This window comes from Caulobacter segnis (assembly GCF_019931575.1).
GTDB lineage: Bacteria > Pseudomonadota > Alphaproteobacteria > Caulobacterales > Caulobacteraceae > Caulobacter > Caulobacter segnis_C.
On sequence record NZ_CP082923.1, the window covers coordinates 4,125,146 to 4,147,188 of the forward strand.

Here is a 22,043-nt window from a genome sequence, read left to right on the forward strand (position 1 = left end):
TCGAACGGAAGGGAACGCGATCCAAGACTTGCGAAAGGGCGCGCCGCCCTGATCTAGGTCAAGCCCGCGCGGCGATCGCCGCATAGTCTGCCCCTTTCGCACCAATCGAGCGATCCGCCGTGACCGAAGTCCCCCTGCCCACCAACGCCCCCGACAACCGCGCCCAGCTGACCTCGCCGTCCTATCGGCTGGCGGCCCTCGACCAGGACTTCCTGCTGGGCGAGTCGATGCGCGGGGTGCGGTTCCTGCTGGAGTTCGCCAAGGCCGACGAGGCGCTGCGCCGCTGGGGCGTGCGTTCGACGGTCGTGGTCTTCGGCAGCGCCCGCGTGCGCGAGGACGGCCCTGGCCAGCAGGCGCGGTGGTACGCCGAGGCCCGCCGCTTCGGCGCCCTCGTCTCCGAGCGCGGCGGGGCCAAGGTGGAGAACGGCGACCACGTCCGCGACAACGTCATCGCCACCGGCGGCGGCCCCGGCGTGATGGAGGCCGCCAATCGCGGGGCCTACGAGGCCGGCGCGCCGACCATCGGCTTCAACATCACCCTGCCGCGCGAGCAGACCCCCAACCCGTACTGCACGCCGGACCTGACCTTCCGTTTCCACTATTTCGCCATGCGCAAGATGCACCTGGCGATGCGGGCCAACGCCCTGGTGGTGTTTCCCGGCGGCTTCGGCACCTTCGACGAGCTGTTCGAGATCCTGACCCTGCGCCAGACCAACAAGGCGCCGCCGATCCCGATCGTGCTGTTCGACGAGGCCTACTGGCGCTCGATCATCAATTTCGAAGCCCTGGTCGAGCACGGCATGATCGAAGCGGCCGACCTTGATTTGCTGCGCTTCGCCGACGACGCCGAGGACACTTGGGCCGAACTGGTGCGGGGCGGGCTGAAGCTGCCCGAGGAGCCCTAGGCCCCCGGCAGGACGATCGTCGCCGAAAGCCCGCCGCCCTCGCGATTGGCCAGGACCAGCCGGCCGCCGTGCGCCTGGGCCAGGGCCTGGACGATCGAGAGTCCCAGGCCCGCCCCGCCGGTCCGCCGGTTGCGCGAGGCCTCGCCGCGCTCGAACGGGGCGGTGATGCGGGCCAGCACCGCGTCGGGCAGGCCAGGGCCGCGATCCAGCACGGCGATGCGCGCCTCGCCCGCCGCGACCTCGGCCTCCAGGGTCACCGCGCCGCCATAGGCGACGGCGTTGTCGACGAGGTTGTTCAGCATCCGCCGCAGGGCGACCGGCGAGACCAGGGCGCTCACCGCCGGGCCGGGCGACAGGGTCAGGGCCTGGCCCATCTCGGCGCGCAGGGCGACCAGGACCTCCAGCTCGCGGCGGACCTCGACCGGCCGGGCGCCCTCGCCGCGTCCGGCCTCCTGGCGGGCGAACAGCAAGGTGTCGTCCAGCAGCTGGGCCATCTCGGCCAGGTCGCGGGTCGCCTTGGTCCGCTGCTCGGGGTCGGCGATGAACTCGGCCCGCAGGGTCAGGCGGGTCAGGTAGGTGCGCAGGTCGTGGGCGATGGCGGCCAGCATGCGGGTGCGCTCGTCGACCAGCCCCCGGATCCGACCGCGCATGGTGTTGAAGGCGGTCGACAGCTCGCGGATCTCGCGCGGCCCCGTCGCGGAAAGCGGCGCCGCGTCCAGGTCGTCGCCGAACCGCGCCACCGCCCGGGCCAGGCCCTCGACCGGCCGCGTCGTCTGGCGCACGGCGACCAGGATCATCAGCAGGGTGACCGCCAACAGGGCGGCGCAGGCCAGGGTGACGCGGCCCAGATAGCGGCGAGCCGCCTCCGGGGCGCGGCGGCGCAGGGTCAGCACCGATCCGTCCTCCAGCCGCACCGACAGGCGCAGGGCCGCGCGGCCGGGCATGAAGCCCTCGCGCAGCCGCCCGCCGCGCCGCACCTCGATCCGCCAGTCGCGCCCCGCCAGCGCCCGGTCATAGGCTGCGTAGCCGGGATCGCGGGCGTCGGCCGGGCGAGCCCGGCGCAGGGCGGCGGGGAAGTCCTTGTCGAGCGTGGCGCGGATCACCCCGGTGTCCAGCGCCTTCATCACCGCTGGCCGGGCCGACGGCGGCGAGGCGTCCAGGGCCTCGACCATGGCCACCGCCTCGGCCGGCTGCGGCAACTGGTAGAAGCGCACCCCGCCGCCGCTGCCGGTCGGCCAGATCAGCAGGGCCGCGCCCATGACCAAGAGGATCGTCAGCCCCGCCAGCAGGATGGCGGCGATGCGCGAGGAGAGGTTGTCCAGCAGCACCATCAGAGGCGCTCAACCGGCGCGCTGAACAGGTAGCCGCCGCCGCGCACGGTCTTGATCAGACCCTGCCCGCCCGCGCCCGAGGCCAGCTTGCGGCGAAGCCGGCCCAGCAGGACGTCGATCGAGCGGTCGAAAGGGCTGGCGCTGCGGCCTCGCGTCCAGTCCAGCAGCTGGTCGCGGCTCAGCACCCGCTGGGCGTGGCGCAGGAAGGCCATCAGCAGGTCGTGCTCGCCGCCCGTCAGGACGACCGGCGCGCCGGCGGCGTCGAGCAGGTCGCGACTGGCGGAATCCAGCCGCCAGCCGGCGAAGCCGTAGACCTCGCCCGGCGGGACGGCGGCCACGCGATGGACGTCGCGCGTGCGGCGCAGGATGGCGCGGACGCGGGCCAAGAGCTCGCGCGGATTGTAAGGCTTGGCCAGGTAGTCGTCCGCGCCGATCTCCAGGCCGATCACCCGGTCGATGTCGTCGCCCTTGGCCGTGACCATCAGGATCGCCGTGTCGCCCGTGGCCCGCAGGCGGCGGCACAGCGACAGGCCGTCCTCGCCCGGCATCATGATGTCCAGCAGGACGAGGTCGACGCGGCGGCGGGCGGCCAGGCGGTCGAAGGCCGCGACGTCCTCGCAGCCCACGGCTTCCCAGCCCTCGCGGCGCAGCAGGCCCAGCGTCAGGTCGCGGATCTCGGCGTCGTCCTCGACGACCGCGATCAGGGTGTTGTCGATCATGGCCAAAGCCTTGCCCCAGCCGCGCGGCGCGGAAAAGGCCGAGCGGCCCACGATTACATTTCGACACGTTTCGTCGGCGGCGGAACATCAAGGCGAGCCATGCGGCGTGTTTTCTGTGCGGCGACGAGGGACGTCACAATTCGATGGAAGACACGATGCGTAAGAAGACCGTTCTCGCCGCCGCCGGCCTGACCGCCACGGCCCTGTTCATCGCGCTAGCCCCCGCCGCGGAGGCCGGCCAGCACGGCCGCACCGTCCGCGTCCAGGGCGCCTACGGTCGCGGCTACGTCCACGACCGCCACGTCAGCCGCCAGCCGGGCGCCGTCTCGGTGTCGCGCGGGACCCAGACCAACGGCGGCTATGGGGTCGCCAGCCAGCGCAGCGCCAGCTGGGGCGACGGCGCCTATTCGGGCGGGGCCAGCCGCACGTTCAACAACGGCGCCTCGGCCAGCCGCGCGACCAGCGTCGTCAATAACGGCGACGGCTCGTACAGCTACAACGCCAGCCGCACCGGCTACGACGGCGACACCCGTTCGGTCAGCGGCACGGTCAGCCGTCCCTGATCGCAACCAGGGCCGGCGTGAGCCCCCGCGCCGGCCCGCCTTCCCCTTCCAAGAGATCGCCCGTGAAGAAGACCCACCTGCTCACCTTGACCCTGGCCGCCGCCCTGGCCGTGACCAGCGCCGCCGACGCCCAGATCGGCCTGCGCGGCAAGATGCGCGAGCGCATGATGCAGCGCCTGCAGGAGAAGAAGGCCGAGGAAGAGCGTCCGATCGACCTCCAGGCCATCCTGCCCGGCGCCCGCAAGCTGACGGCGTCCTACGGCGTCGACCCGGCCCAGGCGGTGGACGTCTACGTCCCGCCCGGCGCTTTGCGCGACGCGCCCGTGATCGTCATGGTCCACGGCGGGGCCTGGAAGATCGGCGACAAGGCCAATACCGGGTCGGTCGAAAACAAGCTGCGCCACTGGCTGCCCAAGGGCTACGTGTTCGTCAGCGTCAACTACCGCATGCTGCCCCAGGCCATGGCCTACGCGCAGGCCCAGGACGTGGCCGCCGCCCTGCGCTGGACGCAGAGCCACGCCGCCGACTGGGGCGCCAGCGACCGCAAGATCATCCTGATGGGCCACTCGGCCGGGGCGCACCTGGTCGCCCTGCTGTCGTCCAGGCCCGACATGGTCGGTCAGCCGTGGGCCGGGACGGTGGTGCTGGACTCGGCGGCGATGAAGATCTCCACGACCATGGCCGGCCGCCATCCCAAGTTCTACGACGAGGCGTTCGGGACCGATCCGGCCGGCTGGGCCCGGGCCTCGCCGATGGACCAGTGGACGCCCTCGGCCGCGCCGATGTTCCTGGTCTGCTCGACCAAGCGCCCCGACAAGCCCTGCGACGACGCCCGCGCCTTCCAGGCCCTGGCCAAGCGCTCGGGCGTCCCGATGCCGGTCCTGCCCCAGCCCCTGACCCACGCGGACATCAACCGCACCCTGGGCCTGCCCGGCGACTACACCGACGCGGTGGACCGGTTCATCGCCGAGCGGCTTGGGCGCTGAGGGTTCGGATACAGGCGCGTTCCTGGGCGGGCGTCAGCGCCTCGGGGACGGTCAGATGCTGAAAGCGCACCGTCGCCCTGCCCTCGGGCCGATATCGGACGACCTGCTCATGTCCGGACGCGTCGGCGACGCGGTAGACGATCTCGACGCTGGAGTCGTTCATCGCACCGCCTTCGCGCCCGAGCCGCCTCATGCCGTCGCGCAGGCCGGCCGCATGAGCCGGCCCCGCCGGGTCGACGCCGGCGAAGACGCCCGTGCTCGCCGTGGCCTCCAGGTCGAAGCCGACATCGAAGGCGGGCTGGGTGACGGTGCGCAGAGTGAGGCAGGCGAAGGCGTCGTCCGGCAGGGTCAAGGTCTCGCCGCGCGTCTGGAAGCGCTCGATCTCCAGCGCCGGCGAGCGGCCCGCGACGGCCTGGAACGCCGCCAGGAAATTGAGCTTCAGATCTCCCTGGGTCGTCTTGCGGTCGATGACGCGCATCCGGCGCATGACTGCGTCCAATCCGCGCCCGTTCCGCCGCAGTTCAGCGTCGAACAGCGCGGCCATCAACGCGCCGCGCAGGTAGCTCATTCCCTCCAGATCGCGGTCGCGCCAGTAGTTCTCGGCGATCTTCGCCTCGGGCGCCTCTCGGGCGGGCGAGACCGCATAGGCCAGGAGATCGGCGTTCCAGGCCTCGGCGTAGTCGTTCAAGCCATACAGCCCGGCGCGCAGCAGCAGCCGGCGGGCGTAGAAGTCGGTGAAGCCCTCGGCGAGCCAGGCCGATGACCGATCCTTGCCCATCCTGCCCAGTTGACCAGGGTTCCAGGTGTGGAAATGCTCGTGGGCCAGCAGGCGGCGCAGATCGGCCAGCGGCAAGGACGTCCCGACCCATAGGGCGAAGGCGTCGTCGCGTCCCGTGCCGCTATAGGCCTCGCCGACGCGCGGGGCCAACGGCGCCAAGGTGACCAGGAACGGGGTGGCGGGATCGCCCCAGAACGCGCGCTCGGTCCGGATCGTGCGAAAGGCCATGTCGGCGAACGCCTGATCGTCGAAGCGCTCGTAGGCGCCGAGAACCGCCACCCGCACGCCGGCGTCCGCTCCGCCTCCTCGGATCACCCGCAGGCGCGGCGAGCCCGCGACGATGCTGTCAAGGACGTCGTTGACCGTGCCTGACGCCGGGTTCAGTTGCTCAAGGTCCGAGGCGAAGCGGAAACCCTCCGGTGCGCCGGCCCAGGCGAAGGTCGCGTGCGCGTCTCGGCGACCGGCGGGAAAGGCGAAGATCAGTTCGCCCAGCGCGTAGAACCAGTCGGGCAGGATGACCGGCTTGGTCTGGGTGGCGTCCTGGGTGGTTGGCGGCGCGTCGTAGCCGGAGCGGATGCGGTAACGGGCGTGCAGGGCCGCCCCGGGCGCCGAGCGGATCTGGGTCTGGTCGCCGTCCAGCGGCGTGACCTCCTCGCCCCCCGTGATCACCAGCTCCTGCGCGTATCGGCCGGGCCGGGTTTCTTCCTGCAGGCGATCGACGAATCTCAGGCGGGTCAGACCGTCGGCGTCGGCCTCGAAGTCGATGTCGACGGCCAGGGCCTTCAAGGCGCCGTTCTCTACGACCGGCGAAAGCGTGTAGCGGATCGGCCCGGCCCGGGCCTCGGTGATCAGGGGAAAGGCCGCCAGGAACAGGGCGGTCAGCGCCGCCTTCGAAAACCGCCCCACGCGCCCTCCCGCCCATCGCAACCTAGAGTCGCGTAGCGTGGCCTTGGGGCGAGATCAAGGCGTCGTCGCCCGCGCGTCAGGTCAGCAGGTGCCGCACGGTCGAGCGCAGCACGGCGATCAGGGCCTCGCGGTCCAGGTCGGGGTGGTTGACGCCGCGCATCAGCAGACCGTCGAAGATCAGGCCGATGACCTCGCAGCGGGCCTGGAACTCGGCCTCGGTCCATTCGGGCTGGCGGTCGCGTTCCATCATGGTCTTGGCCAGCTCGCGCTCCTGGTCGTCGGCGGCGCGGACGATGGCGGCGACCTTGGGATTGCGGGCCGCCTCGGCCACGACCTCGAGGGCCAGGGCCGCGCGGCGCGGGTCGAAGCACTTCTCGACCGCTTCGGGCAGGTGCTCGTCGATGGCGTCGCGCAGCGTGCCCGGCTGGCTCTCCATCTCGTCGAACTTGTCGCGCATCTCGGCCAGGTCCTGGGCGACGATGGCGGCGATGATCGCTTCCTTGTTCTCGAAATAGCGGTAAATCTGTCCGACGCTGAGGCCCGCGGCCTTGGCGATGTCGGCCATGCTGGCGCCGTGGAAGCCCGACTGCCGCACGCGCTCGCACGCGGCGTCCAGGATCTGCTGACGGCGAGATTCCGGCGACGGGCGGCTCGAATGTGTCTCGTCAGCCATTGCATATACCAGTCGGCATTACATTTCCGTTAGGTCAGTCAAAGCTTCGGCACGGGAGGTTGACTTGCTTCAAGTCCGCTCCTATGTCCAGCCCGCTTGAGAATGAACGTTCATTCTCAGATTGTTCATCACGTCGGTTTCGTCAAGAGCAATAGCTCGCGAGGCCGTCGCATCCGGGGTCAAACATGCACTTCCAACGCTCGGCCGCCATCGGCGCCGTGGGTCTCGCCGCCATCGCCCTCACCCTCGCCGCCTGCGGGCAGAAAGGCGGCGCCGGCATGGGCGCGGGCGGCCCGACCGAGGTCGGCTACGTCGTCGCCCAGGCCCAGCCCGTCGGGCTGACCACCGAACTGGCCGGCCGCACCTCGGCCTATCTGGTCTCGGAAGTGCGCCCGCAGGTGGGCGGCGTCATCAAGGCGCGCCTGTTCCAGGAAGGCTCGATCGTCCAAGCCGGCCAGTCGCTGTATCAGATCGACCCGGCCACCTATCAGGCCAGCGTCAACAGCGCCGCCGCCGCCCTCGCCCAGGCCCAGGCCCAGGCGACCGCCGCCAAGCTGAAGGCCGACCGCTACAAGACCCTGGTCGAGACCGGGGCCGTGTCCAAGCAGGACAACGACGACGCCCAGGCCAGCGCCGCCCAGACGGCCGCCGCCGTCGCCGTGCAGAAGGCCGCCCTCGACAGCGCCCGCATCAACCTGAACTGGACCAAGGTCGCCGCGCCGATCACCGGCCGCATCGGCAAGAGCTCGGTCACCCCGGGCGCCCTGGTCACCGCCAGCCAGGCCACGGCCCTGGCCACGGTGCAGGACCTGTCGAAGATCTATGTCGACCTGACCCAGACCTCGGCCGAGCTGCTCAAGCTCCAGCAGCAGTTCGCCTCGGGCAAGATCGGCCGGTCCGGCTCGGCCCAGGTGACCCTGAAGCTGGAAGACGGCTCGACCTATCCGGTCCCCGGCCGCCTGGAATTCTCGGACATCAGCGTCGACCCGGGCACTGGCTCGGTGACGCTGCGCGCCATCTTCGACAACCCGAACGGCACCCTGCTCCCGGGCATGTACGTCCGCGCGGTGCTGAGCCAGGGCGTGGCCTCCAGCGGCATCCTGATCCCGCAAGGCGCCGTCCAGCGCGACCCGAAGGGCGCCGCCATGGTCACCGTCATCAACGCCAAGGGCGCCACCGAAGCCCGTCCGATCACCCTGGGCCAGACCCAGGGCGACAAGTGGCTGGTCACCAGCGGCCTGGCCGCGGGCGACAAGGTCGTCACCGAAGGCCTGCTGAAGCTGCGCCCCGGCGCGCCGATCAAGCCCGTCCCGGCCGGCTCGACCACCCCCGCCGCTCAAGCTCAGCGCTAAGGTCAGCCTCCGATGCTTTCCCGATTTTTCATCGACAGGCCCATCTTCGCGTGGGTCATCGCCATCGTGATCATGCTGGCCGGGGCGCTCGCCATCCGGACCCTGCCGATCGCGCAATATCCTGAAATCGCCCTGCCCCAGGTGGCGATCTCCGCCAGCTATCCGGGCGCCTCGGCCAAGACCGTCGAGGACAGCGTCACCCAGGTCATCGAGCAGAAGATGAAGGGCCTGGACGGTCTGGACTACATGTCCTCGACCAGCGACAGCTCGGGCTCGGCCACGGTCACCCTGACCTTCAAGGCCGGCACCGACATCGACATCGCCCAGGTGCAGGTGCAGAACAAGCTGCAGACGGCCACCGCGCTGCTGCCGCAGGAAGTGCAGCAGCAGGGCCTGACCGTCGCAAAGTCGGCGCGTAACTTCATGATGGTCGTGGGCCTCTATTCCGAGGATCCGAAGACCACCAACACCGACCTGGCCGACTACCTGGCCTCGAACATCCAGGACTCTCTGAGCCGCGTCGACGGCGTCGGCGACATCCAGCTGTTCGGCGCCCAGTACGCCATGCGCATCTGGCTGGACCCGCAGAAGCTGGCCAGCTTCAGCCTGACCCCGGCCGACGTCTCGACCGCCATCAAGGCCCAGAACGCCCAGGTCTCGGCCGGTCAGCTCGGCGGTTCGCCGAACCTGCCGGGCACGGGCCTGAACGCCACGATCACGGCCCAGTCGCGCCTGCAGACGCCGGAACAGTTCCGCCAGATCATCATCAAGAACACCACCGGCGGCGCTACCGTGCGCCTTGCCGACGTGGCTCGCGTGGAGCTGGGCGCCGAGAACTACGTCTCGGTCGCCAAGTACAACGGTCACCCGGCCGCGGGCATGGCCATCAAGCTGGCCCCCGGGGCCAACGCGCTGGACACCGCCGCCGCCGTCAAGGCCAAGATGGCCCAGCTCGAGAAGTCGTTCCCCGCCAACTACAAGTACGTCGTCCCCTATGACTCGACGCCGTTCGTGAAGCTGTCGATCGAGGAAGTGGTCAAGACGCTGATCGAAGCCATCGTGCTGGTGTTCATCGTCATGTTCCTGTTCCTGCAGGACTGGCGCGCGACCCTGATCCCGACCATCGCCGTGCCCGTCGTCCTGCTCGGCACGTTCGGCGTGCTGGCGGCCTTCGGCTACTCGATCAACACCCTGACCATGTTCGGCCTGGTGCTGGCCATCGGCCTGCTGGTCGACGACGCCATCGTCGTCGTCGAGAACGTCGAGCGCGTGATGTCCGAGGAGGGCCTGTCCCCCGTCGAGGCCACCCGCAAGTCGATGAACGAGATCACCGGCGCCCTGATCGGCATCGCCCTGGTGCTGGCCGCGGTGTTCGTGCCGATGGCCTTCTTCGGCGGCTCGCAAGGTGTGATCTACCGTCAGTTCTCGATCACCATCGTCTCGGCCATGGGCCTGTCGGTGCTGGTGGCCCTGATCCTGACACCGGCCCTCTGCGCCACCCTGCTCAAGCCTGTCGAGGCGGGCCACAAGGACCACAAGACCGGCTTCTTCGGCTGGTTCAACCGCAGCTTCAACGACCTTTCCGGCCGCTACCAGGGCTCCGTCCGGGGCATTCTGGGCAAGAGCGGCCGCTGGATGGCCGTCTACGCGGCGATCATCGTCGCCATGGGCCTGCTCTTCGTCCGTCTGCCCAGCGCCTTCCTCCCCGAAGAGGATCAGGGCACGATGTTCACGCTGGTCCAACTGCCCGCCGGCGCGACCGAGGAGAAGACCTTGGCCGTGCTGGACAAGGTGCGCGAGCACTTCCTGGTTGGCGAGAAAGACGCCGTGCAGGCGGTGTTCACCGTCTCGGGCTTCAGCTTCGCCGGCGCGGGTCAGAACGCGGGCCTGGCCTTCGTTCGCCTGAAGGACTTCGAGGAGCGCAAGCCGGCCAAGCTCAAGGCGGCGGCCATCGCTGGCCGCGCCATGGGCGCCTTCAGCCAGATCCGTGACGCCATGGTCTTCGCCGTGGTCCCCCCGGCCGTGTCGGAACTGGGCACCTCGTCGGGCTTCGACTTCCAGCTGCAGGACATCGGCGGCGTCGGTCACGAAGCCCTGATGAACGCCCGCAACCAGATGCTGGGCATGGCGGCGCAAAGCCCCGACCTGGCGGGCGTGCGCCCGAACGGTCAGGACGACACCCCGCAGCTCAAGATCGAGGTCGACCAGGCCAAGGCCGGCGCCATGGGCCTGACCACCGCCGACATCAACAGCGCGCTCAGCGCGGCCTGGGGCGGCAGCTATGTGAACGACTTCATCGACCGCGGTCGCGTGAAGAAGGTCTACATGCAGGCCGACGCTCCGTTCCGCATGACTCCCGAGGACCTTGACCGCTGGTACGTCCGCAACGGCCAGGGCCAGATGGTGCCGTTCCCCGCCTTCGCCACGGCCAGCTGGACTTACGGCTCGCCTCGCCTGGAGCGCTACAACGGCATCTCGTCGGTCAACATCCAGGGCTCGCCCGCTCCGGGCAAGAGCTCCGGCCAGGCGATCGCCGCGATGGAAAAGCTGGCCGCCCAGCTGCCCGCCGGGATCAGCTATGAATGGACCGGCCTGTCGGCCCAGGAACTGGAGTCCGGCAACCAGGCCCCGGCCCTGTACGGCATCTCGATCCTGGTCGTGTTCCTGCTGCTGGCCGCCCTCTATGAGAGCTGGTCGATCCCGCTGGCCGTCATCATGGTGATCCCGCTGGGCATCGTCGGCGCCCTGCTGGCCACCTTCATGCGCGGCCTCAACAACGACATCTACTTCCAGGTCGGCCTGCTAACGACCATGGGCCTGGCGTCGAAGAACGCCATCCTGATCGTCGAGTTCGCCAAGGACCTGTACGAGAAGGGCATGGGCCTGATCGACGCGACGCTGGAGGCCGTCCGCCTGCGCCTGCGCCCGATCATCATGACCTCGCTGGCCTTCGTCTTCGGCGTGCTGCCGCTGGCGATTTCCAACGGGGCCGGCTCCGGGGCCCAGCACGCCATCGGCACCGGCGTCATCGGCGGCATGCTGTCGGCGACCCTGCTGGCGATCTTCTTCGTCCCGCTGTTCTTCGTGGTGGTCGAGAAGATCTTCAAACCGAAACACAAAGGCCATGACGAGGCCGTCGCCCACCAAGGCGAAGCGCCGTCGACGGAGGCCCACTGATCATGTTCCGTAACCTCACCCTGATCCTGATCGCCTCCACGGCGGTCGGCGCCTGCACCATGGCCCCGGACTACAAGCGTCCGAGCCTGCCGGTGGCCCAGACCTGGTCCACGCCGACGACCGAGCCCACGGGTTCGGTCACGGCCGCCGACCTCGACTGGCACCAGGTGCTGGTCGATCCGCGCCTGCAAGGCGTGGTCGACCTGGCCCTCAAGCAGAACCGCGACCTGCGCGTGGCGGTGCTGAACATCGAGAAGGCCCGCGCCCAGTACGGCATCCAGCGCGCGAACCTGTTTCCGGGGATTAACGGCACGCTCAGCGAGACCCGCAGCCACACCCCGGCGGCGACCTCTCAGACCGGCTCGGCCCTGGATGTCGAGGCCTACAGCGCCACGATCGGCTTCACCGCGTACGAGCTGGACCTGTTCGGCCGCGTGCGCAGCCTGAACGCCCAGGCCCTGCAGGCCTTCCTGGGACAGCAGGAGACCGCCCGCTCGGTGCGCGTCAGCCTGATCGCCGAGACGGCCAACGCCTGGCTGACCCTGGCGGCCGACCAAGAGCGCCTGGCCCTGGCCAAGAACACCCTGGCCACCCGCGAGGACTCGCTGCGCCTCGTTCAGCAGCAGGTCGACGGCGGCGTCGGCTCGGTGCTGGACCTGCGCAACGCCCAGACCCTGGCCGAGACCGCGCGCTCGGACGTGGCGACCTACACGGCCCAGGTGGCCCAGGACCTCAACGCCCTGGTGCTGCTGACCGGCGGCGACGTGCCCGCCGACTTGCTGCCGTCCGGGAACCTGGCCTCGGCCAATATCCTGGCCGACCTGCCGGCGGGTCTGCCCTCGGACGTGCTGGCCCGTCGTCCCGACGTGCTGGCCGCCGAGCACAGCCTGCAAGGCGCCAACGCCAATATCGGCGCGGCCCGGGCGGCCTTCTTCCCGCGTATCGCCCTGACCGGCTCGACCGGTTCGGCCAGCGGCGACCTGGACGGCCTGTTCAAGGGCGGCACCAAGGCCTGGAGCTTCACGCCCTCGATCACCCTGCCGATCTTCGCTGGCGGGGCCAATGTCGCGGGCCTGAAGAGCGCCAAGGCCGACCGCGACATCGCCGTGGCCACCTACGAGAAGACGGTGCAGACGGCGTTCCGCGAGGTCTCCGACGCCCTGTCGACCCGCCAGACGGTCACCGACAGCGTCGCCGCCCAGGAGCGCCTGGTCACCGCCGCCACCGACAGCCAGCGGCTGTCCAAGCAGCGGGCCGACGCCGGCCTCGACAGCGCCCTGACCCTGCTCGATTCCCAGCGCACGCTGTACTCGGCCCAGCAGGGCCTGATCACCGCGCGCCTGGCCCGGGCGACCAACCTCGTGACCCTCTACAAGACCCTAGGCGGCGGCGCGCCCGCCGCCTAGGGATCCTTGAAGCCCTTCCCCGGCCTCGGCCGGGGGAGTTCGTTGGCCATCATCCCCCATCCCGATGGTCGCGAACGGAACGGGCGTGCTCCTCCCCCCATCCCTGGAGCCGCCCGTTCCACCCGTTTTGGCCGGCAAGCCTTGCTTGTCGGCCTTTTCACTTTACAGCCGCCCCGCCACACGCGACCCAAGGTTGACCGTGTCGCAGAGGGTTCGCATGCGCTTCCTGTTCCCGCTTATCGCCGCCGGCCTGCTGGCCGCCGCTCTTCCCGTCGCCGCCCAGCCGGCGCCCCCGGCCCGGCCCGTCACCCTTCCGCTGGAGCCCTATCTGGGCGTGCTCTGGGCGTTCCAGGCCAAGGATGGCGGCCGCTATCTCCTGGACACCGCCGGCGGCCTGACCGCCATCACCCCGGCCGCCGCCAAGGCCGCTGGCTGCGAGCCCTGGGGCCGCATCACCGGCCACCGCATGCGCGGCGACCGCGTCGACCTGGCGCGCTGCGACAAGGTCACGATCGACGCCGCCGGCGTGACCCTGGCGCCGCCGACCGTGGGGGTGTTCGACTTCTCCAAGCTGCTGCCGCCCGACGCCCCGACGCTGCAGGGCTCGGTCGCCCTGGACGCCTTCGCCGGTCGCGCCGTGACCCTGGACCTCGGCGGCCAGCGCCTGATCGTCGAGACGCCCGACAGCCTGAAGGCCCGCGTCAAGGGCGCGGCCGAGGTCCCCGTCCGCTTCGCCCGCGACGCCGGCGGCCTGGCCCTGACCCCGTTCGTCCCCGTGCCGACGCCCAAGGGCCCGGTGTGGATGGAGCTGGACAGCGGCAGCAACGGCGCGGTCGTTGTCGCCCAGCACAACGCCGTCCTGCTGGGACTGAACCCGGACGCCAAGGAGCGCCAGCCCTTCACCCTCGCCGTCCAGGGCGGCCCCAAGGCCGACGTCCAGGCCCTGGTCATGGACCTGGTCATCGACGGCAATATCGGCGTGCCGGTGCTGAAGGACTGGGTGGTGACACTGGACCTGGCCGGCGAGCGGGCCTGGATCGCCAAGCGGTAGGGCGCCGCCGGCGGTCCTACCTCTCCCGTCGCCACGCCGAGATCGGCACATTGCCGTCCGGCGCCGTCGGGACGCGGTAGCTCAGCACGTCGCCCTTCAGGTCGTAGGCCCGCCGCTGGGTCGTGCCCTCCCAGTTCTTGAACGCCGATCCGTCGATCTTGAACACCAGCTGGTGGGCGGTCTCGTCGATGGCGATGGTCCCGTAGTGGGTCGACGAGCCCAGGACCGCGTCCAGATAGTCCTCCGGCGTGCCGCGTTTCTTGTCGCCCGAGGCGAAGCCGGTGCGCTCGCTCTTGTAGATCTGCAGGCTGTAGCGGCCCGTGGCGTCGACGATCAGCCGGCCCTTGGGCGCGGCGCCATAGTCGTGCTCGCGCACGCCCGCCGGGGTGATGCGGTCGGCCGCCGTCAGGGTCCAGGTCCCGGCCAGCGGGAAGTCCGCCGCCCCCGCCGCGCCGGCGCTGGTCAGCAGCAGAACCAGGCCCGTCATCGCATTTCTCATCTCGCACCCCATGTAACTTATCAGATCGGTTACTGGCGCAAACTCGGCGAACGCCGCTAACCTGTCAATCTGGTTTCTGGCAGGTTCCCCGTGAGACGTTCGTGACGCCCAAGCTCGAAGAGACCCGTGACGGCTTCCGCTTCCGGGGCGGCCGCCTGCCCCTGGACCTGCCGGCCACCCTGGCCGGGCGGGTCAGCGGCCAACACCGCGACGCCCTGGCCGCGCCCGGCGACTTGGACCGCTGGCTGGTCGCCGCCGGCCTGGCCGACGGCGCATCGGGCGCGAACGTCGAAGATCTTTCGGCCGCCCGCGACCTGCGCGAGACGCTCTACGTCCTGGCCCTGGCGCGCGCCGAAGGCCTCCCCCTGCCCGAGGCCCCGCGCGAGGCGCTCAACGTCTTCGCCACCCAGCCCGCCGCCGCGCCCTGGCTGGACGCCTCGGGCGGGACGCGGCTGACCGGCGGCGCGCGAGCCCTGCTGGCCGGCGTGGCGCGCGAGGCCGTGCTGCTGCTGGGCGGCCCCGACGGCGCGCGCATCCGCCAGTGCCAGGGCCCGACCTGCGCGATCCTGTACCTGGACGCCTCGCGCAAGGGCGACCGGCGCTGGTGCTCGATGAGCGCCTGCGGCAACCGGGCCAAGGTGGCGGCGTTCCGCGATCGGGAGCGCGGGCCGATCGCCGATTGAGACGGTCGCCCCGAAACGGGGTCGTTGACGCCTGGGTTGCGTGATCGCGCAAACGATTGCCGATAGAGTCGCCCCATCGTCGCGACAGGGCCTCCAGCGCCTTCCGAAGCGACGAGCGTCAGGGCCGACGCCTCCAACGCGTCGCCAGGATCGAGACCGCGCCTCTGCCCCATTGGAAGGCGCGGTCATTCCCTACAGCGGCAGCTGCACCGTGCTCTTGACCTCTTCCAGCACCGCGTAGGTCCGCGTCTCGCGCACGCCGGGCATCTTGACCAGGATGTCGCCCAGGAAGTTGCGATAGGCCTCCATGTCGCGCACCCGGGCCTTGATCAGATAGTCGAAGCCGCCGGCCACCATGTGGCACTCCAGGATCTCGGGCGCGCGCCGCACGGCCGCGGCGAAGTCCTCGAAGGTCTCGCCGGTCGTGCGTTCCAGCACCACCTCGACAAAGATCAGCAGGGCGCGGTCGACCTTGGCCGGGTCCAGCAGGGCCGCGTAGCCGGTGATGTAGCCCCGCTCGCGCAGTCGCCGGACGCGGTCGAAGGTGGCCGCCGGCGAGAGGTTGCAGCGCTTGGCCAGCTCGGCGTTGGTGATGCGGCCGTCAGCCTGCAGCACCTTCAGAAGCCGGCGATCGGTGTCATCCAGAGCGGAAATGGCCATATCGAACTACCACCGAAGAAGCTTCGAAAAGTAGCGCTCACAAACGGAGCACCTTCGGCAAGCTTAGCGTTACACCCTCGATCGTTCCAGACCCGTTCGCGCCTACCCCCCCTCCCCCAAAGGCGCCGGCGGACCGGTCAGTCACCGGAAGTCTGGACCCCTACGCGACGCTCGCACTCTCCCCCTGACCGGGCGTCGCGCTAGAGAGGAAGGGGCGCGCCGTCTCCCCCCAGAACGCGCCCCTTCCTCCCTCCCCATTTCCAGAGCATCCTCGCCGGAGTCCTCGGGCCGCGCCGCCGTCGCGCGCTGGAGCGGATGATTGTTTTTCGCGGCTCGACCGAAGAACAGACGGCCTCAACACACAACAAACGAAGCACCTTTGGCTGAAGGCGAGTTAGACCGACGATATTCTAACACGGGAACGACCATGACCGACTTGGCCGATTGGGACAGCCTCGACGACGGCAAGTATCGCGACGAAGCCACGGTGATCGCCGACCTGCTGGCCGCCAGGCCCCTTTCGAGCGAGGACCGCGCCGCCGTCCGCGCCGAGGCCGAGGCCCTGGTGCGCGGGGCCCGCCGCAGCGTCCGCAAGCAGGGCGTGGTCGAGAGCTTCCTGCAGGAGTTCAGCCTGGGCACCCGCGAGGGCCTGGCCCTGATGTGCCTGGCCGAGGCCCTGCTGCGCACCCCCGACGACGAAACGCGCGACCGTTTGATCGCCGAGAAGATCGGCTCGGCCGACTGGGCCAGCCACCTGGGCGGCAGCGACAGCCTGTTCGTCAACGCCTCGACCTGGGGCCTGATGCTGACCGGCAAGATCGTCGAGCCCGACGACCAGGCCCAGAAGGACCTGCCCGGCTTCATCAAGAAGCTGGCCGGCCGCATCGGCGAGCCGGTGATCCGCGCCGCCGTCGGCCAGGCCATCCGCATCATGGGCGAGCAGTTCGTCCTGGGACGGACGATCGAAGCCGCCATCAAGCGAGCGGCCAACGAAGACGCCATGTGCTCGTTCGACATGCTGGGCGAAGGCGCCCGCACCGCCGCCGACGCCGAGCGCTACGAGAAGGCCTATGCCGACGCCATCGATACGGTCGGCAAGCTGTCGAAGGGCGCCGGTCCGGAAGCCGGTCACGGCGTGTCGGTCAAGCTGTCGGCCCTGTGCCCGCGCTACGAGGCCACGCACGAGGACCGCGTGTGGGAGGAGCTCTATCCCCGCACCCTGCGCCTGGCCAAGATCGCCGCCCGCCACGACCTGAACTTCACGATCGACGCCGAGGAGGCCGATCGCCTGGCCCTGTCGCTGAAGCTGCTGGACCGCCTGTGCCGCGAGCCGGAGCTGGGCGACTGGACCGGCCTGGGCCTGGCCGTCCAGGCCTACCAGAAGCGCTGCGGCGAGGTCATCGCCCGCCTGCGCGCCCTGTCCGAAAAGACGGGTCGCCGCCTGATGGTGCGCTTGGTCAAGGGCGCCTACTGGGACAGCGAGATCAAGCGCGCCCAGGTCGCCGGCCGCCCGGACTATCCGGTCTACACGACCAAGCCGGCCACGGACCTGTCGTACCTGGTCAACGCCAAGGCCCTGATCGACGCGGCCCCGCACCTCTACGCCCAGTTCGCCACCCACAACGCCCACACCCTGGCGGCCGTGGTCCGGATGGCCAAGAACGCCGGCGTCCGCATCGAGCACCAGCGCCTGCACGGCATGGGCGAGGCTCTGTATAAAGCCGCCGACGACCTCTATGACGGGATCACCCTGCGGGCCTACGCTCCGGTCGGCGGCCACGAGGACCTGCTGCCCTACCTGGTCCGCCGCCTGCTGGAGAACGGCGCCAACACCTCGTTCGTGCATGCCTTGCTGGACGAGCGGGTGCCGGTCGAGAAGGTCGTCACCGACCCGATCGACACCGTCGAGGCCCACCCCGACCGCCACGCCAAGATCCCGACGCCGATCGACGTCTATGGCCCGCGCCGCCAGAACAGCGCCGGCCTCGACCTGTCGGTGAAGGCCGACCGCGCACGCCTGGAGAAGGCCGTCGCCGCCCTGGACGCCGTCACCCTGTCGGCCGGCCCGCTGGTCGGCGGCAAGGTCACCGCCGGCGGCCCGCCGCTGCCGGTGGTCGCGCCCGCCAATGAAGCCAAGGTGGTCGGCGCGGTGTCGGAAGCCCAGATCCCGCAGATCGACGAGGCTTTCGCCCTGGCCCGCGCCGCGCAACCGGCCTGGGACCAGGCCGGCGGCCCGGCCCGCGCCCGGACCCTGCGCGCCATGGCCGACGCGCTCGAGAGCAACATCGACCGCCTGATCGCCATCCTGGCCCGCGAGGCCGGCAAGACCCTCAGCGACGGGATCGCCGAGGTCCGCGAGGCGGTCGACTTCTGCCGCTACTACGCCGTGCTGGCCGAGGACCAGTTCGGCGCGGGCGAGGTGCTGAAGGGCCCGGTCGGCGAGACCAACACCCTGCGCCTGGCCGGTCGCGGCGTCTTCGCCTGCATCAGCCCGTGGAACTTCCCGCTGGCCATCTTCACCGGCCAGATCGCCGCCGCCCTGGCGGCCGGCAACGCCGTGCTGGCCAAGCCCGCCGAGCAAACGCCGCTGATCGCCTTCGAGGCGGTGAAGCTCTATCACGCCGCCGGTCTGGACCCGCGCCTGCTGGCCCTGCTGCCGGGACGCGGCGAGACCGTCGGCGCGGCCCTGACCAGCCACGAGGGCCTGGACGGCGTCGCCTTCACCGGCGGCACCGACACCGCCTGGCGGATCAACCAGACGCTCGCGCAACGGCAAGGTCCGATCGTGCCGTTCATCGCCGAGACGGGCGGCCTCAACGGCATGTTCGTCGACACCACCGCCCAGCGCGAGCAGGTCATCGACGACGTCATCGTCTCGGCCTTCGGATCGGCCGGCCAGCGCTGTTCGGCGCTGCGCCTGCTGTTCCTGCCGGAAGACACCGCCGAAGGCGTCATCGACGGTCTGAAGGGCGCCATGGACGCCCTGGTCATCGGCGATCCGACCCTGGCCGTCACCGACGTCGGCCCGGTGATCGACGCCGAGGCCAAGGACGCCCTCGACAAGCATCAGGCCCGCCTGGCCCAAGAGGCCAAGGTGCTGCACGCCCTTACTGCCCCGGCCGGCGGGACCTTCTTCGCCCCGGTCCTGGCCGAGATCCCGGCCGCCGACTTCCTGGAGCGCGAGGTGTTCGGCCCGATCCTGCACGTGGTCCGATACAAGCCGGAAAACCTGGAGCAGGTCGCCGGCGCCCTGGCCGCCCGCCGCTACGGCCTGACCCTGGGCGTCCACTCGCGGATCGAGAGCTTCGCGGCCGACGTCCAGCGTCTGGTCCCGGCTGGCAACGCCTATGTCAACCGCTCGATGACCGGCGCCGTCGTCGGCGTCCAGCCGTTCGGCGGCGAGGGCCTGTCGGGCACCGGCCCCAAGGCCGGCGGCCCTCACGCCCTGCTCCGCTTCGCCGTGGAGCGCGCCGTCAGCGTCAACATCACCGCCCAGGGCGGCGACCCGGCGCTGCTGAACCTGTAGTTCAGACGCTTAGACGCTTCACAATCTCAGCGCGCACGGCTTAAGCTCCCCCGTCATCGGGGGAGCTTTAAGCCACATGCGTTTCCTGCCTCGCGCGGCGTTCGTCGCCGTCCTGCTCGCGCCCGTCGTCGCCATGGCCCAGGTCGCGCCCATCGCGGGCGACTGGTACGGGACCTTGGCCATCCCCAACGGCCCGAAGCTCGCCCTGGTCTTCCACATCAAGCCGGACGGCTCGGCGACCGTGGACAGCCCCAACCAGATGGCCAAGGGCATGCCGGCGACAGCGACCCTGGCGGACGGCAAGGTCGCCGTGACGCTGAGCGCCATCCCCGCCAGCTTCGAGGGCGCCGTCTCGGCCGATGGCCAGAGCCTGCAGGGCCAGTGGCTGCAGGGCGGCGGCGCTTTGCCGCTGACCATGAGCCGCACGGCGCCCGTTCTGAACCGGCCGCAGGCGCCCAAGCCGCCCTTCCCCTATCGCGCCGAGGAGGTCTCGTACCGCAACCCCGCCTCGGGCCTGAAGCTGGCCGGGACCCTGACCCTGCCCGAGGGCGCGGGTCCATTTCCAGCCGTGGTGCTGATCACCGGCTCGGGCGCGCAGGACCGCGACGAGACGATGTTCGGCCACAAGCCGTTTCTGGTCATCGCCGACGCCCTGACCCGCAAAGGCGTGGCGGTGCTGCGCGTCGATGATCGCGGGACCGGCGGCTCGGAGAAGGGCGACGCCTCCGCAGCCTCGATCCCCGCCTTCGCGACCGATGTGGCGGCGGGCGTCGCCTTCCTGCGCGGCCGCCCGGACATCGATCCGGCCCGCGTCGGCCTGCTGGGCCACAGCGAGGGCGGCCAGGTCGCGCCGCTGGTCGCCCAGAACCGGGCGCTGTTCGCCGCCAGCGGCATGCCGGACGACCAGGTCGAAATCCTGGTAAAGAACCGCGCCGAGCGGTTCGCGGCCGTGCGCGACGCCAAGGACGCCGACGACGCCCGCGTGCGCCTGACCGAGGTGCTGAACCGCCAGGGCCTGCCGCCGACCTCGCCGGAGCGGGTCGCCACCCTGACCCTGGCCTCGCCCGCCTGGCGCTATTTCCTGTCCACGAACCCGGCCGACGCCCTGGCCAAGGTCAAGGTCCCGGTGCTGGCGATCGGCGGCTCCAAGGACCTGCAGGTCGACGCCAAGACCAACCTGGCGGCGATCCGCGCGGCCCTGGCCGGCGACCAGGACGTCACCGTCAAGGAACTGCCCGGTCTGAACCACCTGTTCCAGACCGCCAATACGGGCCTGGTCATCGAGTACGGCCAGATCGAGGAGACCATCGCCCCCGCGGCGCTGGCGACGATCGTCGACTGGACCGCGGCCCACGCGGCCAAGCGCTGATGCCGGCGATTTATTCCATCATCTTTATTTAATCACCTTCCACCCTGGCGTGCGCTCGGCTAGGCTCCCCGGAAAACACGGATCTTCAAAACAGAGATCTTCCAGGGGAAACACCGGACCATGTTCACCAGACGCTCCATCCTGGCCGGCTCGGCCGCCAGCCTGCTCGCCGCTCCCGCCCTCGGCGCCGCGCCAAAAAAGACAGCGCTGCCTAAGGGCTTCGTGGCCGTGAAGAACGGCCGCCTCGTGCTGGACGGCAAGCCCTACCGCTTCACCGGCGCGAACCTGTGGTACGGGGCCTGGCTGGGCTCGCCCGGCGCCACCGGCGACCGCGAGCGGCTGAAGCGGGAACTGGACCGGCTGAAGGCCCTGGGCGTCACCAATCTGCGCGTCCTGGGCGCGGGTGAGCGCTCGCCGGCCAAGGCCGCCGTCGCCCCGACCTTCCAGGAGAAGCCCGGCGTCTACGACCAGGACCTGCTGAAGGGTCTCGACGTCCTGCTGGCCGAGATGGCCGCGCGGGACATGAAGGCGGTGATCTATGTCAACAACTTCTGGGACTGGTCGGGCGGCATGCCGGCCTATCTGAACTGGGTCGGCAACGGACCCTGGTTCCAGCAGGGCGATCCCGCCCACCCCTGGCCCGAGTTCCCCGACTATTCGGGCCGCTTCTACGGCGACGAGAAGGCCAACGCCCTGTTCCGCCGCTACCTGCTGGGCCTGGTCGGGCGGGTCAACAGCGTCACCGGCAAGGCCTATCGCGACGATCCGACGATCATGGCCTGGCAACTGGCCAACGAGCCGCGCCCCGGCGGCACCGAGGCGTTCGGGAACAAAAACCTGACGACCTATTACAAGTGGATCCGCGAGGTCTCGACCATCATCAAGACCCTGGATCCCCGGCACCTGGTCAGCACCGGCAGCGAAGGCAGCATGGGCTGCCTGCACAGCGAGGCCTGCGTGGTCGAGGCCCACAAGCCGGCGACCATCGACTACCTGACCCTGCACGTCTGGCCCAACAACTGGGGCTGGATCGACGTCAAGAAGCAGCCCGCCACCTATGCCGATGGCGAGGCCAAGTGCCGCGAGTACGTCACCCGCCACATCGCCCTGGCCAGGCAACTGAACAAGCCGCTGGTCATCGAGGAGTTCGGCCTGATCCGCGAGGACCGCTCGTTCGTCCCCGGCTCGGCCGCCGCGGACAAGGACCGGTTCTACAAGACCATCTACGGCCTGGCTTTGGACGACATGAAGGCCGGCGGACCGGTGGCGGGCACCAACTTCTGGGCCTGGAACGGCGAGGGCCGCGCCCAGCATCCGGACGCCTGGTTCGTGCACGGCGACAAGAGCTTCGTCGGCGATCCGCCCCAGGAGGAACAGGGCCTGTACGGCGTCTTCGACAGCGACGCCTCGACCAAGGCCGTGATCGCCGAGCACGCCGCGGCGGTGCGGGCCCTCTAAG

The 22,043-nt window shown here is 70.3% G+C and carries 17 protein-coding genes; 11 read left to right on the forward strand and 6 right to left on the reverse strand.

What is annotated here, in order from left to right:
• Positions 1–134 precede the first annotated feature (134 nt).
• On the forward strand, positions 135–905 hold the full coding sequence (locus K8940_RS19055) for a TIGR00730 family Rossman fold protein (protein WP_223395904.1): 771 nt from the start codon (positions 135–137) through the stop codon (positions 903–905).
• Here the strand turns inward: K8940_RS19055 and K8940_RS19060 are convergent.
• Both K8940_RS19060 and K8940_RS19065 read right to left on the reverse strand, forming a co-directional pair.
• The gene (locus tag K8940_RS19060; protein WP_223391635.1) at positions 902–2,236 is read right to left on the reverse strand and encodes an ATP-binding protein; all 1,335 of its coding nucleotides are present in this window, start codon (positions 2,234–2,236) and stop codon (positions 902–904) included. The two genes, K8940_RS19055 and K8940_RS19060, sit on opposite strands and share 4 nt — an antisense overlap.
• Positions 2,236–2,955 carry a response regulator gene (locus K8940_RS19065; RefSeq protein WP_317847038.1) on the reverse strand — a complete coding sequence of 240 codons (720 nt, stop codon included), beginning with the start codon at positions 2,953–2,955 and terminating at the stop codon, positions 2,236–2,238. Before K8940_RS19065 ends, K8940_RS19060 begins: the two co-directional genes overlap by 1 nt.
• Before the next feature lie 155 nt (positions 2,956–3,110).
• On the opposite strand from K8940_RS19065, the gene K8940_RS19070 reads away from it, so the two are divergent.
• Together K8940_RS19070 and K8940_RS19075 are read left to right on the forward strand one after the other, a co-directional pair.
• Positions 3,111–3,518, forward strand: a complete 408-nt coding sequence (locus tag K8940_RS19070) for a hypothetical protein (protein ID WP_223391636.1) — start codon at positions 3,111–3,113, stop codon at positions 3,516–3,518.
• Positions 3,519–3,580: 62 nt separating this feature from the next.
• Positions 3,581–4,504, forward strand: coding sequence for an alpha/beta hydrolase (locus K8940_RS19075; RefSeq protein ID WP_223391637.1), 924 nt, complete (start codon positions 3,581–3,583; stop codon positions 4,502–4,504).
• Here K8940_RS19075 and K8940_RS19080 read toward each other — a convergent pair.
• Complete coding sequence (locus K8940_RS19080) at positions 4,479–6,188, reverse strand: M61 family peptidase (RefSeq protein WP_223391638.1); 1,710 nt, start codon at positions 6,186–6,188, stop codon at positions 4,479–4,481. The two genes, K8940_RS19075 and K8940_RS19080, sit on opposite strands and share 26 nt — an antisense overlap.
• A gap of 76 nt (positions 6,189–6,264) precedes the next feature.
• Positions 6,265–6,861, reverse strand: a complete 597-nt coding sequence (locus K8940_RS19085) for a TetR/AcrR family transcriptional regulator (RefSeq protein WP_223391639.1) — start codon at positions 6,859–6,861, stop codon at positions 6,265–6,267.
• 185 nt (positions 6,862–7,046) lie between these two features.
• Here K8940_RS19085 and K8940_RS19090 point away from each other — a divergent pair, with 185 nt between their 5' ends.
• The 4 genes from K8940_RS19090 to K8940_RS19105 all read left to right on the forward strand — a co-directional run bounded on the left by K8940_RS19090 (position 7,047) and on the right by K8940_RS19105 (position 13,847).
• Positions 7,047–8,213, forward strand: coding sequence for an efflux RND transporter periplasmic adaptor subunit (locus K8940_RS19090; RefSeq protein ID WP_223391640.1), 1,167 nt, complete (start codon positions 7,047–7,049; stop codon positions 8,211–8,213).
• Between the two features lie 12 nt (positions 8,214–8,225).
• Positions 8,226–11,390 (forward strand): efflux RND transporter permease subunit, encoded by a 3,165-nt coding sequence (locus K8940_RS19095; protein ID WP_223391641.1) that lies wholly within the window; start codon positions 8,226–8,228, stop codon positions 11,388–11,390.
• 2 nt (positions 11,391–11,392) lie between these two features.
• Positions 11,393–12,796 (forward strand): efflux transporter outer membrane subunit, encoded by a 1,404-nt coding sequence (locus tag K8940_RS19100; protein WP_223391642.1) that lies wholly within the window; start codon positions 11,393–11,395, stop codon positions 12,794–12,796.
• 217 nt (positions 12,797–13,013) lie between these two features.
• Positions 13,014–13,847 (forward strand): hypothetical protein, encoded by an 834-nt coding sequence (locus K8940_RS19105; RefSeq protein ID WP_223391643.1) that lies wholly within the window; start codon positions 13,014–13,016, stop codon positions 13,845–13,847.
• Between the two features lie 16 nt (positions 13,848–13,863).
• Here the strand turns inward: K8940_RS19105 and K8940_RS19110 are convergent, their stop codons facing one another.
• Positions 13,864–14,334, reverse strand: coding sequence for a lipocalin-like domain-containing protein (locus K8940_RS19110; RefSeq protein WP_223391644.1), 471 nt, complete (start codon positions 14,332–14,334; stop codon positions 13,864–13,866).
• A 113-nt stretch (positions 14,335–14,447) separates the two neighbouring features.
• On the opposite strand from K8940_RS19110, the gene K8940_RS19115 reads away from it, so the two are divergent.
• Positions 14,448–15,029, forward strand: a complete 582-nt coding sequence (locus tag K8940_RS19115; protein WP_223391645.1) for a CGNR zinc finger domain-containing protein — start codon at positions 14,448–14,450, stop codon at positions 15,027–15,029.
• Positions 15,030–15,221: 192 nt separating this feature from the next.
• Here K8940_RS19115 and K8940_RS19120 read toward each other — a convergent pair whose 3' ends face one another.
• The gene (locus tag K8940_RS19120) at positions 15,222–15,689 is read right to left on the reverse strand and encodes an Lrp/AsnC ligand binding domain-containing protein (protein WP_172270800.1); all 468 of its coding nucleotides are present in this window, start codon (positions 15,687–15,689) and stop codon (positions 15,222–15,224) included.
• Positions 15,690–16,125: 436 nt separating this feature from the next.
• On the opposite strand from K8940_RS19120, the gene putA reads away from it, so the two are divergent.
• From putA to K8940_RS19135, 3 genes are all read left to right on the forward strand, one after another.
• A complete protein-coding gene (putA, locus tag K8940_RS19125; protein ID WP_223395907.1) occupies positions 16,126–19,215 on the forward strand; it encodes a bifunctional proline dehydrogenase/L-glutamate gamma-semialdehyde dehydrogenase PutA in 3,090 nt (1,029 codons plus the stop codon).
• 76 nt (positions 19,216–19,291) lie between these two features.
• Positions 19,292–20,584 (forward strand): alpha/beta hydrolase family protein, encoded by a 1,293-nt coding sequence (locus K8940_RS19130; protein ID WP_223391646.1) that lies wholly within the window; start codon positions 19,292–19,294, stop codon positions 20,582–20,584.
• Between the two features lie 120 nt (positions 20,585–20,704).
• Positions 20,705–22,042 (forward strand): glycoside hydrolase 5 family protein, encoded by a 1,338-nt coding sequence (locus K8940_RS19135; protein WP_223391647.1) that lies wholly within the window; start codon positions 20,705–20,707, stop codon positions 22,040–22,042.
• The last annotated feature ends 1 nt before the right edge of the window (position 22,043 follow it).